Here is a 15986-nt window from a genome sequence, read left to right as displayed (position 1 = left end):
CCCTCATCGGAGACGCCGCACGCCTAGCGCGTGGGAACCGGCGTCTCGCCCCGATAGTCATAGAACCCGCGTCCGGCCTTTTTGCCAAGCCAGCCGGCCTCGACATATTTCACCAGCAGCGGACAGGGGCGGTATTTGCTGTCCGCCAGGCCTTCATGCAGCACGTTCATGATGCTCAGCACGGTGTCCAGGCCGATGAAGTCGCCCAGTTCCAGCGGGCCCATCGGGTGGTTGGCGCCCAGCTTCATGGCGGTGTCGATGGCGTCGACCGTGCCCACGCCCTCATAGAGGGTGTAGATCGCCTCGTTGATCATCGGCACCAGCACGCGGTTGACGATGAAGGCGGGGAAGTCTTCGGCGTTGCTGGTGATCTTGCCCAGCGACTTGGCGAAGGTCACGGCCGTCTCATAGGTGGGCACGTCGGTGGCGATGCCGCGAATGATCTCGACCAGCTTCATCAGCGGGACGGGGTTCATGAAGTGCAGGCCGATGAACCGCTCGGGGCGGTCGGTGGCCGAGGCCAGTCGGGTAATCGAGATCGACGAGGTGTTCGAGGCCAGCAGGGTGTCGGGCTTCAGGTGCGGCTGCAGGCTGCGGAAGATGGCCTTCTTGGTCTCTTCGTTCTCGGTGGCCGCCTCGATGGCCAGATCGGTCTGGCCCACGGCGTCCACGCCCTCGGCGGGCTTGATTCGGGCCAGAGCCGCGGCCATGGCGGCCTCGTCGATGATGCCGCGACCCACCTGGCGAGCCAGATTCTTCTCGATCAGCGCCAGGCCCGCGTCGATGCGGTCGCGCGTCACGTCGTGCAGCAGAACCTCATAGCCCGCCAAAGCGCAGACATGCGCGATGCCGCAGCCCATCTGGCCAGCGCCGATTACGCCGACAGACTTGATTTCACTCATGAACGCCAAGCCTTCGCCTGATACGGCGCTGGGACCCTGGTCCGCGCCCTGAATTGTGATGCGTTTTCTAGCACGAGAAAGCACGCCCTCGCCAAGGCTTTGCTGCGACGCAGCGGGGAAGTGTCGCGCTATCCCGCAGGGGGATAGGGATGCGCCCGGCCTTCAGGGTCTTCCACCGTCCCCTTGTCCAGATAACCGGGCCCCACCGGGACCTTTCCGTGGCCGCCGGGGATGTCGAGAATATAGGTCGGCTGGCACAGGCCCGAGATCGCGCCGCGCAGGGACTTCATCAGCGCCTGGCCCTCATCGATCGCGGTGCGCAGGTGGGCGGTGCCAGGCGCATAGTCGTGATGGTGCAGGTAATAGGGCTTGATCCGCGTCTCGACGAAGGCCCGCATCAGGGCGCTCAGGGTCTGGGGATCATCATTGATTCCGGCCAGCAGCACGGTCTGGCTGATCATCGGGATGCCCGCATCGACGATCCGGCCGCAGGCGGCGCGGGCGGCGGGCGTCAGTTCGCGGGCATGGTTGGCGTGCAGCGCGACATAGACCGCCTTGCCGCTGGCCTTCAGCGCGTCGACCATCTCGCCGGTGATCAGCGCCGGATCCACGGCCGGCACGCGGGTGTGGAAGCGCACCACCTTCACATGCTCGATCTGCGCCAGCCGCTCGCCGATGTCGCGCAGGCGGCGCGGCGACAGCACCAGAGGGTCGCCGCCGGTGACGATCACCTCCCAGATCTCCGGCCGCGCGGCGATATAGGCGCAGGCGGCGTCCAACTGGGCGGGCGACAGGGTCTTGAGCCCCTCGGGGCCCACCATCTCGCGGCGGAAACAGAACCGGCAATAGACCGCGCAGGTGTGGGTGGGCTTGAGCAGCACCCGGTCGGCATAGCGATGGACTATGCCCTCGACCGGACTGTGGGTCAGGTCGCCGATCGGGTCGGGATCCTCGCCGGGCGTGCTGACCAGCTCGGCGACCTGCGGCACGAACTGGCGGGCGATGGGGTCGGCTTGGTTGGCCGGCTCGATCAGGGCGGCCATGTCGGCGGTGATCGCCACCGCATATTGCGCCGCAACGCGCTCCAGCGCCGGCAGGCGCTCGGGAGCGATCAGGCCGGCGTCGGCCAGGGCGGCGGCGCTGCGAAGGGTGTGGGCGGGGGGCATGAGAGCGGCGGGATATGGCTGAAAAGCGCTTGGGATACAATGCCGAGCCCTGGCCCAGCCCCTAGGCCACCGGCGCCCACATCACCTGATCCACCCGGGTCGCCCCCGCCGCCAGCATCGCCAGCCGGTCAAAGCCCAGGGCGCAGCCCGAGGCCTGGGGCATGATCGCCAGAGCCGCCAGGAAATCCTCGTCGAGGGGATAGCGCTCGCCATAGATCCGCGCCTTCTCGTCCATCTCCATCACAAAGCGGCGGCGCTGCTCGACCGGGTCGGTGAGCTCGCCAAAGGCGTTGGCCAGCTCCACCCCGCAGGCATACAGCTCGAAGCGCTCGGCCACGCGGGGATCGCCGGGCTTGGGCCGCGCCAGGGCCGCCTCGGCCACCGGGTATTCGCACAGGAGGGTGGCGCGCCCGACGCCCAGCCGGGGCTCGACCTTCTCGACGATCACCCGGCTGAAGATGTCGGCCCAGCTGTCGTCGTCGGCGACGCGAATCCCCGCCGCCCGCGCCGCAGCAGCCAGCCCGTCGCGGTCGGTCTGGCCATCGGGACCCAGGCTGGCCAGCAGATCCACGCCGGCGTGGCGGTCGAAGGCCTGCGCCACGCTCAGCCGCTCGGGCGGGGCGAAGGGATCGCAGTCCAGGCCCCGGAAGGAAAACCGCCGCGTCCCCGCCGTCTCGGCCGCTATGGCTAGCAAGGTCGCGCAGTCGTTCATCAGCACTTCATAGGGCGCCCCGGCCCGGTACCATTCCAGCATCACGAACTCGGGATGGTGCAGCGGCCCGCGCTCGCGATTGCGCCACACTCGGGCGAAATCGAAGATCCTCGCCTCGCCCGCCGCCAGCAGCTTCTTGCAGGCAAATTCCGGCGAGGTGTGCAGATAGAAGGCCTGGTCCGGCTCGCCCGTCAGGCTGGTCAAGGTGGTCGAGAAGGCGTGCAGATGGGCCTCGTTGCCGGGCGACACCTGCAGGGCGGCGACCTCGACCTCGACGAAGTCCTGCCCCTCGAACCATCCGCGCACGGCGCGGGTGATGGCGTTGCGAGCCAGCAGGAAGGGCCGGCGATCGGCGTGAACCGAAGGCGTCCACCATGGCGACCTGGGGGGAGAGGGGGCGTCAGCAGCCACGGGCGCTCCGCATAGTAGAGACTGGCGATCTTGCCGCGTTCGCTATAGGAGGGCGGTCACAAGATCTCTACTCCATTCGCGCGGCCGTCTCCGGGCAGCGCCCGGAAAGCCCAAGGACTGAAGAAGTGAAGGTAGCCGCCAGCTCGCTCCGCAAAGGCGCCGTCGTCGATATGGACGGCCGCCTGTATGTCGTTCTGACCGTCGACAACATCCACCCCGGCAAGGGCACCCCGGTGACCCAGCTGAACATGCGCCGCATCAGCGATGGCGTGAAGGTTTCGGAACGCTACCGCACCACCGAGCAGGTCGAGCGCGCCTTTGTCGACCAGCGCGACCACACCTTCCTGTACCAGGACGGCGAGGGCTTCCACTTCATGAACCCGGAAAACTACGACCAGGTCGTGGCCAGCCCGGACGTGATCGGCGACGCCGCGCCCTATCTGCAGGAGAACATGACGGTCCAGCTGTCGACCCACAACGACATCCCGATCGCCATCGAACTGCCGCGCACCATGATCCTGGAAGTCGTCGACACCGAACCCTCGGTCAAGGGCCAGACCGCCAGCTCGTCCTACAAGCCGGCCCTGCTCAGCAACGGCATCAAGACCACCGTGCCGCCCTATATCGCCGTGGGCGTGCGGGTGGTGATCCTGACCGAAGACAACTCGTATCAGGAACGCGCCAAGGACTAGGGGCGGGTTTCCTTCTCCCCTTGCGGGAGAAGGTGGCCGCGCAGCGGACGGATGAGGGGTCTCTCAGAACCGTCCGCGCGCCCCCTCATCCGTCGCCTGACGGCGACATCTTCTCCCGCATGGGGAGAACGAGAGATCAGAAGGCCCGGTGCGCAAGCGCCGGGCCTTTTTCGTTTTGGGCGTTGATTGACTCTCAGCCGACCTCCGGAAGGTCCGCTTATGGCAGCCGGACCGGCCACGGAGAAAAGGGCACATGTGTCGCCGGTTGGACGGTTAGGTAGCGCTCCGATGACCGTCGTGAGCGGGCGGTGATCTACGGGGACCACATTGAATCATGGCGCGGCTAAGTTGATCGTCAATCAAGCCAATTCTCGCATCGGTCCATAGCGCCTTTGGCTTAGACCCCACGCAACTCGCCCTCTAGCGTCAGGGTCGACCAAGGTTGCGGCGGCTTAAATGCCGGGGCCACGATTAGCGAGGATCTCCATGAGCAGAATGACGCCGTCCGAAATGGCGCAAATTATCGGCGGAGGCCTGTTGTCCTTTCCGGTCACCCATTTCGACGACCAGCATCGCTTTCTGGAAGGTCCCTATCGCGAGCATTGCGGCTGGATGCTGCAGCGAGAACTGGCGGGCCTGTTCGCCGCGGGCGGCACAGGCGAGTTCTTCTCCCTGCGCCCAGAAGAAGTGGCCCACGTGGTTCGCGCCGCCGTCGCCGAGACCAACGGCAAGGCGCCGGTCATCGCTGGTTGCGGCTATGGCACGGCCATCGCCACGGACCTGGCCCAATCGGCTGAGAAGGAGGGCGCCGACGGCATCCTGTTGTTGCCGCCCTACCTGATGAACTCGACGCAGGAGGGCCTGGCCGCCCACGTCGAGGCGGTCTGCAAGTCCACCTCGCTGGGCGTCATCGTCTACAATCGCGACAACGCGATCCTCAACGAGGACACGCTGGAAAAGCTTTGCGACCGCAACGCCAACCTCGTGGGCTTCAAGGACGGCGTCGGGGATATCGAGCTGATGATGCGCGTTTATGCGCGGATGGGCGATCGGTTGACCTATATCGGGGGGCTTCCCACAGCCGAGACCTTCGCGCTGCCCTATCTTGAAATGGGCGTGACCACCTATTCCTCAGCGATCTTCAATTTCATGCCGGAATGGGCGCTTTCCTTCTACCAGGCGGTGCGGGCCCGCGATCGGGAAACGGTCATGAACGGTCTGCGGGATTTCGTGCTGCCCTACATCACCCTGCGCAATCGCGGGCGCGGCTATGCGGTGTCGATCGTCAAGGCCGGCATGACCGCTGTTGGCCGGGGGGCTGGCCCTGTTCGGCCGCCACTGACAGATCTGACGCCTGGCGAGTTCGCGGAACTGCAAGCACTTATCGCAGGCGCCCAACCTAAGGACCAACCCCTTGCGGCTAACGGGTGAACTGCTGATCGGGGGCGGCGCGACCCGCGGCTTCCAGGGTGAAATTCGCGGGATTGATCCCGCCACGGGCGAGACGCTGGAGCCGGCCTTCGGCGGCGCGACGCTAGAGGATCTGGAGGTCGCCTGCGCGTTAGCGTCGGCGGCCTTCCAGCCCTATCGCGCGCTGTCCTACGAGACCCGCGCGACCTTCCTTGAGACCATTGCCGAGCACATCGAGGCTCTGGGCGACGACCTGATCGTGCGCGTGATGGCCGAGAGCGGCCTGCCGCGCATGCGTCTGGAAGGCGAGCGCGGTCGTACGACGGGACAGTTGCGTCTGTTCGCCAGCGTGCTGCGCGACGGCGGGTTCCTGGAGACCCGCATCGATCCAGCGATGCCCGACCGAAAGCCGATGGCCCGCCCGGACCTGCGCCTGCGCAACATCCCGCTGGGCCCCGTGGCCGTGTTTGGCGCGTCCAATTTTCCGCTGGCTTTCTCGGTGGCCGGCGGGGACACCGCATCCGCCCTGGCCGCCGGGTGTCCGGTGGTGGTCAAGGCTCATCAGGCTCATCCTGGTACGTCGGAAATCATCGGCCGCGCCATCCAGTCAGCTGTGGCCGCCTGCGGCCTGCACCCCGGTGTTTTCAGCCTGATCCATGACAGCGGCTTTGAGGTCGGGCAGGCCCTTGTCGCCGATCCCCGTATCAAGGCCGCCGGCTTCACCGGGTCGCGTCGCGGCGGGCTGGCTCTGGCGGCCGTCGCCCAGGCCAGGCCCGAGCCTATCCCGTTCTATGCCGAGATGAGCAGCGTCAATCCGGTGCTGCTGTTCCCCGCCGCCTTGGCGGCGCGCGGTCCCGCGATCGCCAGGGACTTCGTCGGCGCCCTGACGTTGGGCGCAGGTCAGTTCTGCACCAATCCTGGCTTGATCCTGGCGCTGGAAGGCCCTGAGCTGAACAGCTTCCTGGCCGTCGCCGGGGAGGCCCTCAGCCCGGTCCCGGCCGCCGTCATGCTGACGCCCGCCATCGCACGCGTCTACGCCGCAGGAGTCAGCGCCTTGGCCCAGTCCCCGGTCGTGACCTCGTTCGCCAAGGGGCAAGCCGCGGGTCGGAACCAGGGCCAGGCTGCGCTGTTCAGCGTCTCCGGCGCCGACTTCCTGGCTCACCCGCATCTGGCCGAGGAGGTGTTCGGCGCCGCCGCGATCGTGGTGCGCTGCGCCGACATGGCGCAACTGCACAGGGTGGTCACGGCCCTGGAAGGTCAGTTGACCGTCGCCCTGCACATGGACGAGCCCGACCACGCCCTGGCCGCCGACCTGCTGCCCGACCTGGAGCTCAAGGCCGGTCGGATCCTGGTCAACGGCTTCGGCACGGGCGTCGAGGTGGCGCACGCCATGGTTCACGGCGGTCCGTTCCCGGCCACATCCGACAGCCGGACCACCTCGGTGGGAAGCCTGGCCATCGCCCGTTTCCTGCGGCCGGTCAGCTATCAGAACCTGCCCGCCGCACTGTTGCCTGACGAACTGAAGCCCGAGAACCCGCTGGGTCTCGTGCGCCGGATCGACGGCAAGCTCAGCCTGACCTGAGCCGATGCCCGTCACGCGCCTTCTTTCCCGACCCTCCAGTCTTGGACAGGGAGATCCCGCCAAGGGGAAGAAGGCGCTGGCCGCCATACCCGCCCAGCAGATAGCGTCGCGGCCTCAAGGAATTTCCAGCGGGCGCTTTCCGATGTTCGAACTCAGTCAGCTCCGCTGCTTCGTGGCCACGGCCGAGGAGTTGCACTTCGGCCGCGCGGCCCAGCGCCTGAACATGACCCAGCCCCCGCTGAGCCGGCAGGTGCAACTGCTCGAGCGCATTCTGGGCGTGGTGCTGCTGGACCGCACCAGCCGGTCGGTGCGCCTGACCCCGGCCGGTCGCGCTTTTCTTCTGGAGGCCCGCCGCATCCTGCGCCTGGCCGAGAGCGCGGCCCTGGCCACTCGCCGCATCGCCAGCGGCGATGCCGGTCAGATCGCCATCGGCTTTACCGCCGCCTCGGGCTACAGCTTCCTGCCGCGCCTGGTGATCCTGTCGCGGGCTCGCCTGCCCAACGCCGACCTGACCCTGCGCGAGATGGTCACCAGCGAACAGGTCGAGGCCCTGCTGACCGGCCGCATCGACATCGGCCTGGTGCGCCCGCCCATGGAGCGCGCCGAGTTCGCCACAGCTCGGGTTCTGAGCGAGTCCCTGGTCGCGGCCCTGCCGACGGGGGATCCGCGTCTGGCCAAGGCTTCGCTGACCCTGGCCGATTTCGACGCCGAGCCGCTAATCATGTATTCGGCCGAGGGCGCAGGCTATTTCCACAACATGCTGACGACGCTGTTCGACGCCAACGGCGTGTCGCCCAACTACATTCAGCACGTCACCCAGATCCATTCGATGCTGGCCCTGGTCCATGCGGGACTGGGCGCCGCTATCGTGCCCGAGGCGGCCATGAGCCTGCATTTCGACGACGTGCAATTTCGCCCCGTGGCCACCACTCCCGACCGCCCTGTCGAGCTCTACATGGCCTGGCGCAAGGACAATGACAGCCCGATCCTGGCTTCGTTCATCGACCTGTGCATGGCCGAGGCCTCGCCGTCTGAGACGGGCTAAGCCTGATCACGCCTTCTCCTCGTGAGCGGGCCAAAGACCTCTCGGGGAGAGCTCCCATGACCACCGACCGCCGCGCCGTCCTGGCCGGAGCCGTCCTCGCGAGCCTGGCGGGTCTGTCTTCGGCCAAGGCCGCGCCCAGGGCCCCTGTCGCCGTGACCCGCTATGGCAAGGTGCGTGGGGGCGAGGTCGACGGGGTCAAGGTCTTCAAGGGGGTGCGCTACGGCGCCGACACCGGTCCGCGCAGGTTCCTTCCGCCGCTGCCGCCCACGCCCTGGACCGGGATCCTCGACGCCCTGGCCTACGGCCCGGCCAGCCCGCAGACCAAGGCCGGCGAGCCGACCAGCGAAGACTGCCTGTTCCTCAATGTCTGGACCCCGGCGCTGGACACCGGCAAGCGGCCGGTGATGGTCTATGTCCATGGCGGGGCGCACGCCAATGGCTCGGGCTCCGACCCGCTGTATGACGGCGTGAACCTGTGCAAACGCGGCGACGTGGTGGTTGTCACGGTCAATCACCGGCTCAACGTGTTCGGCTATGCCTATCTGGCCACGCTGGGCGGACCGGACCTGGCCGACAGCGGCAATGTCGGCAATCTGGATTTGATCCTGGCCCTGCAATGGTTGCGCGACAACATCGCCGCCTTCGGGGGCGATCCTGGCAATGTCACCGCCTTTGGCCAGTCGGGCGGCGGGGCCAAGCTGGTCACCCTGATGGCGATGCCCGCCGCCAAGCGGCTGATGCACAAGGTCGCCACGATGAGCGGCCAGCACGTCACCGCCATGGGCCCCTATCATGCCGAGCTGCGGGCCCGGGCCTTCATGGCGCAACTGGGCCTGCGTCCTGACCAGACCGACGCCCTGCGCACCCTGCCGGCCGAGCGGCTGGTCGAAGCCCTGAAGATGCGCGACCCCATCGAGATCAAGGGCTCCGTCGTCTTCTGGTCGGTGATGGACGGCGGGGTGCTGCCGCGCCATCCGTTCCATCCCGATGCGCCCCGCGAAAGCGCCCACATCCCGATGATCATCGGCAACACCCATGACGAGACCCGCGCCTTCCTGGGCGGCGATCCGAAGAATTTCGACCTGACCTGGGCTGAGCTGCCGGCACGCCTGGGCCCCGAACTGGTGCTGGACGTTGCTCCGGCCCTGATCGTCAAACGCTATCGCGAGCTCTATTCGCACTATACGCCGTCGGAGGTGTTCTTCGCCGCCACCACGGCGGGGCGATCCTGGCCGGGCCACCTGATCCAGGCCGAGCAGCGGGCGAAGATCGGCGCGCCGGCCTGGATGTACCAGCTGGATTTCGGCTCGCCGCTGGATGGCGGCAAACTGCGCGCCTACCACAGCTTCGACATCGCCCTGGTGTTCGATAATCTGGACAAGCCGGGCTCGAAGACCGGAACCGGGCCGGACGCCAGGGCGGTGGCCCATCAGATGAGCGAGGCGTTCATCGCCTTTGCCCGGACGGGTGACCCGAACTGCGCAGCTGTTCCGGCCTGGGGCCAGTACACCTTGCCCAAGCGGGAGACGCTGGTGCTCGATGTGACGTCGAAGATTGTCGACGATCCGCGTCGGGAGGAGCGGGAGTTATTCTCGGTGGCGCCGTTCCTGAAGGAGGGGACGTAACGTTGTTTTCTCCTCCGTGAAATGGGGGATGAGCAACTCCTACCGATCCCAGGGAAAGCTCAGCGTCGGCGGATTGGCATAGCGTTTCATCTTAAGCAGGAGCTTTGCCCCACCGCCCGGCGCCAGCCGCACCGTGAAGGACGAGGCTCCCACCGGGGTCACCTTGCCGTCCAATGCATAGCTGAGCACCTGATGCTCGCCATAGCCCCCGCCCTGGACCACGACGTCGCGCGGCTCGGACTGGTTGATATTGACCAGCGTCACCGTGGTTTCGTCTGCAGTCATCGTTTCGACCAGGGCGGCGACATCCAGCGGAACGCCTGCGCGTCGCCGGGCTGGATCGAAATAGCGCAGCCGGGCGTGCAGCGGCGCGCCGCCCTGGTTGGGCGAGGTCTTGGTCCAGGGCGGGCGGGCGATGTGGATGGCGCCCTGCATCAGTTGCATCAGGGCCGTGACGCTGGCCGGATTGATGTCTAGCGCATTGTCGGCCAGGCGGGTGTCGGGCGTCGTCTTGTCGTCGCGCTGGGCCTGGACGCGCTCGCGCACCTTCGACAGGTCGGCGCGCAGGGCCTGGGCCGGATAGCCCGGGTTCTTGCCCTCGAGGAAGGACACCCAGGGAACCTCGCCCCCGGTCCGCGCCCGATCTGACGCCTTCATCGACAGGTACCAGATCTCCCAGGCGTTGGCGGTGTAGTCCCCGGGCGTGAAGCTGTACCATCCGTTGTCGCCATGCATGCGCGGCGTCGAGGGCTTGCCGTCGACGACCTTCTTCTGGGCGTTGATGACGTCATTCTGCCTGCGCCAGACGTCCAGATACTTGTCGTCGCCGGTCAGCAGATAGGCGTTCATGAAGGCGACGATGGCGCGGGGCACCCGGTTGCGGTCCTCGCGCTTGCCGGTCTGGGGCACCACGGGGCTGAAGCCCCAGCCATAGGCTCCGCCCCACCACTTGCCGTCTGTCTCGCCGCCGATCTTGCCGTCCAGACCGATATTGCTGGGCAAGACTCCGCCGTTCGCCTTTGCCCGGTCGATCCAGGCGTCCAGATACTCCAGCATCCAGGTCCGGTACTTGGGCTCGTGGTCCAGCATGTAGGCGTTCAGCGCCAGGGTCGTGGCGTGCAGGTTCAGCGGGCTGTCGCCGACGATGTCGGTGTATTCGTCGTAGTGATGCAGGGTCTCTTCGTAGGTGCGCTCGCCGTGCTCCATCTGGAACCGATTGGCCACCTCGAACGGGTCGCCGGCCCAGTCCAGCGCGGTGGCCTTGCGCATCAACGGGCCACGGCTGCCATTGAACATGGAGCGGATGATCTTGACCTTGGGGTCGTAGTTCGGCGCGCCCGGGTCCTCGTTCATATAGAGGCCGGCGAAGCGCCTGGCGCGGTCGCGGAAGCGGGCGTCATAGGGGTCTGACAGACCCTGCAGATTAAAGACCGACAGACCCTCGCTGAGGTGCTGCCAGTCAATCTGGACTGGGAATTCCTTGTAGTACATGCCGTCGCGGGCGAACGGCACGTCCTTGGTCCTGGCCAGGGTGTACTGGCGCAGATTGCCTTCCCAGGCCTTCTTGTAGAGTTCCAGAATACGGTCATCACCGCCCAGGGCGTGAAGGTGTGGCCAGTCGTTGACGTTCTCGATGGCGTCGTCGGGTCCGTCATTGGCCCCCCAGCGCTCCATCGCCAGCAGGAAGCCGCGCTCGTCGAAATAGCGGGCGAAGAACTCCTCGCAGGCCGCCGTATGGGCGTGCAGCAATTGGCGCTGCAGCAGCGCCCAGTCGGGCGGGGCCATAGGCGAGGTGATCTGCGCGACCGTCGGCGCAGCGAGGGTAGGGCCGGCGAGGCCGGTCAGGAGCAAGGCCGAGGCCGAAGTCAGGAAATGGCGGCGGCCGGTCGTCGAACGGTCTGAACTCATGCCGGCTTAAGCTCCAGGCGCTGGATGTTGCCGACGACCAGGAAATAGGCGGCGATGGCGATGATGCAGTGCGCGCCGACAAAGATCAGAGCGCCGTCGAAAGAGCCGGTGCCCGCCACGATGTAGCCGATCACGATCGGGGTCACGATGCCGGCCACATTGCCGAAAGTGTTGAAGATGCCGCCGGTGACGCCGGCCATCTCCTTGGGCGAGGTGTCGGCGACCACGGCCCAGCCCAGAGAGGCGACACCCTTGCCGAAAAAGGCGGCGGCCATGATCACGATGACCAGCCATTCCTGCTCGACGAAGTTGCACAGGATGATGCTGGTGGCCAGCACCATGCCCAGTAGCAGGGGCGTCTTGCGGGCGATGTTCAACGAACCGGTCTTCTTCAGCAGGGCGTCGGAAATGATCCCGCCCAGGATGCCGCCGGCAAAGCCACACAGGGCGGGCAGGGCGGCGGTAAAGCCTGCCTGCAGGATCGACAGGCCGCGCTCCTTGACCAGATAGATCGGGAACCAGGTGACGAAGAAATAGGTCAGCACATTGATGCAGTACTGGCCTAGATAGACGCCCAGCAGCATGCGGCTGGTCAGCACCTGCTTGACGTTGGCCCATTTGAAAGACGCGCCGTTGGCGGTGTTCTTTTCTTCCATCCGCACCAGGCCGCCGCCGGCCGCGATATAGTCGAACTCGGCCTTGTTGATGGCCGGGTGATCCACGGGGCTGTGGATCAGCTTGACGAAGAAGAACGCCGCCACGATGCCGACGCCGCCCATCACGAAGAACACCGACCGCCAGCCGAAGCTGTGGGCCAGCCAGCCCATCAGCGGGGCGAAGGCGACCAGCGAAAAGTACTGCGCCGAGTTGAAGATCGCCGAAGCCGTGCCGCGCTCAGGTCCCGGGAACCAGGCGGCGACGATACGGGCGTTGGCGGGGAAGGACGGCGCCTCGGCCAGTCCGACCAGGAAGCGCATGACGAACAGGGCGAGGGCGGCGGCCAGACCGCTCCAGATCCCGGCGAAGCCCTGCAGCAGGGTGAAGCCCGACCAGAGCACGAGGGCGGCTGTATAGATCTTCTTCGAACCGAACCTGTCGAGCAGCGCGCCGCCCGGGATCTGACCCAGAACATAGGCCCAGGCGAAGGCCGACATGATGTAGCCCATGGCGATGGGGTCCAGGCCCAGCTCCTTGGATGCCGACTGTCCGGCGATCGAGAAGGTGGCGCGGTCGGCGTAGTTGATGGTGGTGATGACGAACAGCACCCCGACGATCATCCAGCGCGCGCGTGTCCGCTTTGTCTTGTCCGCGTCGTTGGCCGTCATGGGTTTTCCATCCTCATCGTCTCCGCTGGCGGGAGGCTTGCAGCACCAAAGCTAGAGGCGGGGGGGCGCAAGGTCTAAGTCAAATCGCCTATGGACCGATCCAAGCCAGACATGAATTGAGGCTGGACAGACATCGATCCCAAGGGCGCGATGAGGCGTTGGGAGAAGTTCACAGTGTTATTTCCCGACCATTGGTGCAGGGCTGGGGGCCTGTGGCGCCGCATCGGTACAAATCGCGCATTGGTCGATGCCGGATTAGGATTGGCCCATATCCGACCCGCACCCCTATCGTTTGGCTCGAAAACAAGGGTCTCAAACCGCCGCTTGCTGCGGCGTAGACGGACCCCGACAAGAACGTGACCCGCGAAGGCGGGCTTGGGAGGGAACATGGCTTTCAACACCACACTGGGCCTGCGTGCGCTGCTGACCGGCGGCGTCTCGGTGCTAGCGATGTCGCTGGCGGGCGTCGCCCATGCCCAGCGGCAGGCTCCGGCCGGCGACGAGGTTGAGGCCGTCGTCGTCACGGGCTTCCGCGCCAGCCTGACCAGCGCCATCAATCTCAAGCGCAGCGAGAGCGGCATCGTCGACGCCATAAAGGCCGAGGACATCGCCCAGTTCCCCGACCTGAACCTTGCCGAATCCCTGCAGCGCATCCCTGGCGTCTCGATCTCGCGGATCAACGGCGAGGGCCGTCAGGTCACTGTGCGCGGTCTGGGCTCGGAATATACACGCGTCCGCATCAACGGCATGGAGGCCATCTCCACCACCGGCGGCACCGCCAACAGCGGCGGCACCAATCGCGGCCGCGGTTTCGACTTCAACGTCTTCGCTTCCGACCTCTTCAACAGTCTGGCCGTGCGCAAGACCGCCTCGGCCGATGTGGAAGAGGGCTCGCTGGGCGCCACCGTCGACCTGATGACCGCCCGCCCGTTCGACAGCGGCAAGCCCCAGCTCGTGCTGTCGGCGACGGCCAGCTACAACGACCTGTCCGAGAAGACCACGCCGCGCCTGTCGGCCCTGGCCAGCCGTACCTGGTTTGATGGCCGCCTCGGCGCCCTTGTCTCGGTGGCCTACGAAGAGCGTCACCTGAAGGAAGAAGGCGCCAATATCACGCGCTGGACCTATGGCGGCAGCAACGGCGGCTTCAATGCGGCCTCGACCGTGCCGGGCTACACGATCGCCCAGATCAACACCAATACGGCCGCCGGCGGCATCTTCGCCCCGCGCATTCCGTCCTATGTCAGCTACGACATCAATTCCAAGCGTCTGGGCGTCACAGGTTCGGTACAGTTCAAGCCCGACGAAGACACCATCCTGACCCTGGATGCGCTGTATTCCTACCTTGAGGGCACCCGCAAGGAAGCCCAGCTCCAGGCGCTGGGTCTGTCGCGCGCCGGCGTCGGCAAACCCCAGACCATCATCCGCGACGGCGTCGTCGAGGGTAACAACCTGGTCTATGCGCGGATGGACAATGTCGATCTACGCACCCAGTCGGCCTATGACGAGCTGAACACCGAGTTCAAGCAGTTCACTTTCACCGGCACGCGCGACTTCGGCGCCCGGATCCGTACCGGCGTCATCGCGGGCTATGCGGACTCCACCTTCACCCAGCCGGTCTCGACCATCGTCACGTTCGACCGGGCCAACACCCAGAACTACAGCTACGATTTCCGGGGCGACCGCCTACCGACGATCAATCTCGGCTTTGACCCGACCGATCCGGCCAACTGGTCGGCCATCAACGGCACGTCGGAAGTGCGGATCCGGCCGCAGTTCGTCGAAAACCAGTTCTCGACGGCCAAGGTCTATGGCGAGTTTGACTGGACCGATAACGTCACCATCAAGGCCGGGATCGACTGGCGCAAGTTCGAGTACGACAGCTACGGCGCCTATCGTACGACCGAGACGGTCAGCCAGACCCTGACGCCGGCGGAACTGGCTTCGGTCTCCAAGGTCTTCAGCGGCTTTGGCCGTAATCTGGACCTGCCCGCCGGCAACGCCACCGCCTGGCTGGTTCCCGACATCGACAAGTACGCCGCCTTGCTGGGCATCTACAGCAACACCGGCATCTACGCCCTGACCAACACCAACAACAGCTCGGCGCGCGGCCAGTATGGCGCTGTGCAGGAACAGAGCTCGGGCGCCTATGTCCAGGCGGACTTCCGGTTCAACGCCTTTGGTCTGCCGTTCCGGGGCGACGCGGGTCTGCGTCACGTCAAGACCGACCAGGAATCGGCCGGCTATGCCGCCGTCGGCGGCGTGATTCAGCGGGTCGAGGCCTCGCGCAGCTACAACCTGACCCTGCCGGCCTTCAACTTGGCCGCCGATGTCACCGATACCGTCGTGGCCCGCTTCAGCACCGCCCAGACCATCGCCCGTCCGGGCATCGGTTCGCTGTCCCCCGGCGGCGACGTCAACGTCCAGGGCGCCAACCGCAACTTCAGCTCGGGTAACCCGGACCTGGATCCCACAAAGTCGACCAATGTCGACCTGTCGCTGGAATGGTATCCGCAGTCGGGCACGATGCTGGCCGCCGGCTTCTTCTTCAAGCGCATCGACACCTTCGTCGCCACTCTGCGTCAGGAGGCGGTCTACAACACCCTTGGCCTGCCGGACTCTCTGCTGGTCGGCACCAGCGCTACCTCGACTGAAGTGTTCCAGGTGACCCAGCCGGTCAATTCCAACGGCGGCGACCTGTCGGGCTTCGAGCTGAACTGGCAGCAGCCCCTGACCTTCCTGCCGGGCTTCTGGAGCAATTTCGGCTTCATCGCCAACTACACCTATGTGAACTCGGACATTGAGTACCTGACCTCGACGACCCCTGGCGCGCCGACGGTCAATGCCAGTCTTGTGGGCCTGTCCAAGAACGCCGCCAACGCCACGATCTACTACGAGACCGAGCGGTTCAGCGTTCGCGGTTCGGCCGCCTATCGCGCAGGTTACCTGACCCAGGTGCCTGGCAGCGACGGCAATGCCTATCACGGCACCAACGAGACCCTGAACTTCGACATGCAGGCGACGATTGCCTTGCGGCCGAACCTGAAGTTGTCGTTCGAAGGCGTGAACCTGACCGATGAGTTCAATGACCAGTATGTCGGCGAGAGCAACCGCCTGAATGTCTACACCCACAGCGGCCGGCAGTTCTTTGTCGGGCTGAGGTACAACTTCTAGGGCGTTCATCCTTCCACCTCCGCGCCCTGGATCCAGC

The 15986-nt window shown here is 66.0% G+C and carries 11 protein-coding genes; 6 read left to right on the top strand and 5 right to left on the bottom strand.

What is annotated here, in order from left to right; genetic code table 11:
* Positions 1 to 23: 23 nt before the first annotated feature.
* From ACW176_RS01845 to epmA, 3 genes are all read right to left on the bottom strand, one after another.
* Positions 24 to 902 carry a 3-hydroxybutyryl-CoA dehydrogenase gene (locus ACW176_RS01845; protein WP_492110673.1) on the bottom strand — a complete coding sequence of 293 codons (879 nt, stop codon included), beginning with the start codon at positions 900 to 902 and terminating at the stop codon, positions 24 to 26.
* 128 nt (positions 903 to 1030) lie between these two features.
* Positions 1031 to 2068, bottom strand: a complete 1038-nt coding sequence (locus ACW176_RS01840; protein ID WP_492110672.1) for a lysine-2,3-aminomutase-like protein — start codon at positions 2066 to 2068, stop codon at positions 1031 to 1033.
* Positions 2069 to 2129: 61 nt separating this feature from the next.
* Complete coding sequence (epmA, locus tag ACW176_RS01835) at positions 2130 to 3191, bottom strand: EF-P lysine aminoacylase EpmA (RefSeq protein WP_492110671.1); 1062 nt, start codon at positions 3189 to 3191, stop codon at positions 2130 to 2132.
* A 125-nt stretch (positions 3192 to 3316) separates the two neighbouring features.
* On the opposite strand from epmA, the gene efp reads away from it, so the two are divergent.
* From efp to ACW176_RS01810, 5 genes are all read left to right on the top strand, one after another.
* Positions 3317 to 3883 (top strand): elongation factor P, encoded by a 567-nt coding sequence (gene efp / locus ACW176_RS01830; RefSeq protein ID WP_419318500.1) that lies wholly within the window; start codon positions 3317 to 3319, stop codon positions 3881 to 3883.
* A gap of 486 nt (positions 3884 to 4369) precedes the next feature.
* On the top strand, positions 4370 to 5314 hold the full coding sequence (gene kdgD / locus ACW176_RS01825) for a 5-dehydro-4-deoxyglucarate dehydratase (RefSeq protein WP_492110670.1): 945 nt from the start codon (positions 4370 to 4372) through the stop codon (positions 5312 to 5314).
* Complete coding sequence (locus ACW176_RS01820; protein ID WP_492110669.1) at positions 5298 to 6875, top strand: aldehyde dehydrogenase (NADP(+)); 1578 nt, start codon at positions 5298 to 5300, stop codon at positions 6873 to 6875. The genes kdgD and ACW176_RS01820 overlap by 17 nt, the downstream gene beginning before the upstream one ends.
* Positions 6876 to 7017: 142 nt before the next feature.
* Entirely contained in the window at positions 7018 to 7920 is a 903-nt protein-coding gene (locus ACW176_RS01815) for a LysR substrate-binding domain-containing protein (RefSeq protein ID WP_492110668.1), read from the top strand.
* A gap of 56 nt (positions 7921 to 7976) precedes the next feature.
* Positions 7977 to 9545: a carboxylesterase/lipase family protein gene (locus ACW176_RS01810; protein ID WP_492110667.1), complete on the top strand. Its 1569-nt coding sequence runs from the start codon at positions 7977 to 7979 to the stop codon at positions 9543 to 9545.
* A gap of 39 nt (positions 9546 to 9584) precedes the next feature.
* Here ACW176_RS01810 and ACW176_RS01805 read toward each other — a convergent pair whose 3' ends face one another.
* Positions 9585 to 11453, bottom strand: a complete 1869-nt coding sequence (locus tag ACW176_RS01805) for a DUF8034 domain-containing protein (RefSeq protein ID WP_492110666.1) — start codon at positions 11451 to 11453, stop codon at positions 9585 to 9587.
* Complete coding sequence (locus ACW176_RS01800; RefSeq protein WP_492110665.1) at positions 11450 to 12778, bottom strand: MFS transporter; 1329 nt, start codon at positions 12776 to 12778, stop codon at positions 11450 to 11452. The genes ACW176_RS01805 and ACW176_RS01800 overlap by 4 nt, the downstream gene beginning before the upstream one ends.
* 387 nt (positions 12779 to 13165) lie before the next feature.
* Between ACW176_RS01800 and ACW176_RS01795 the strand changes: the two genes are divergently transcribed.
* The gene (locus ACW176_RS01795; protein WP_492110664.1) at positions 13166 to 15949 is read left to right on the top strand and encodes a TonB-dependent receptor; all 2784 of its coding nucleotides are present in this window, start codon (positions 13166 to 13168) and stop codon (positions 15947 to 15949) included.
* The last annotated feature ends 37 nt before the right edge of the window (positions 15950 to 15986 follow it).

It is taken from the genome of Caulobacter sp. FV1ye13L (genome assembly GCF_058681155.1).
The sequence above is the reverse complement of the archived record's forward strand: the minus strand, read 5'-3'. Positions and strand labels throughout refer to the sequence as shown.

Bases quoted from the DNA above. Each gene is read 5' to 3' on its own strand.
- ACW176_RS01800 (WP_492110665.1), bottom strand. From the start codon at position 12,778: ATGACGGCCAACGACGCGGACAAGACAAAGCGGACACGCGCGCGCTGG.
- ACW176_RS01840 (WP_492110672.1), bottom strand. From the start codon at position 2,068: ATGCCCCCCGCCCACACCCTTCGCAGCGCCGCCGCCCTGGCCGACGCC.
- ACW176_RS01815 (WP_492110668.1), top strand. From the start codon at position 7,018: ATGTTCGAACTCAGTCAGCTCCGCTGCTTCGTGGCCACGGCCGAGGAG.
- ACW176_RS01810 (WP_492110667.1), top strand. From the start codon at position 7,977: ATGACCACCGACCGCCGCGCCGTCCTGGCCGGAGCCGTCCTCGCGAGC.
- kdgD (WP_492110670.1), top strand. From the start codon at position 4,370: ATGAGCAGAATGACGCCGTCCGAAATGGCGCAAATTATCGGCGGAGGC.
- ACW176_RS01845 (WP_492110673.1), bottom strand. From the start codon at position 902: ATGAGTGAAATCAAGTCTGTCGGCGTAATCGGCGCTGGCCAGATGGGC.
- ACW176_RS01795 (WP_492110664.1), top strand. From the start codon at position 13,166: ATGGCTTTCAACACCACACTGGGCCTGCGTGCGCTGCTGACCGGCGGC.
- ACW176_RS01805 (WP_492110666.1), bottom strand. From the start codon at position 11,453: ATGAGTTCAGACCGTTCGACGACCGGCCGCCGCCATTTCCTGACTTCG.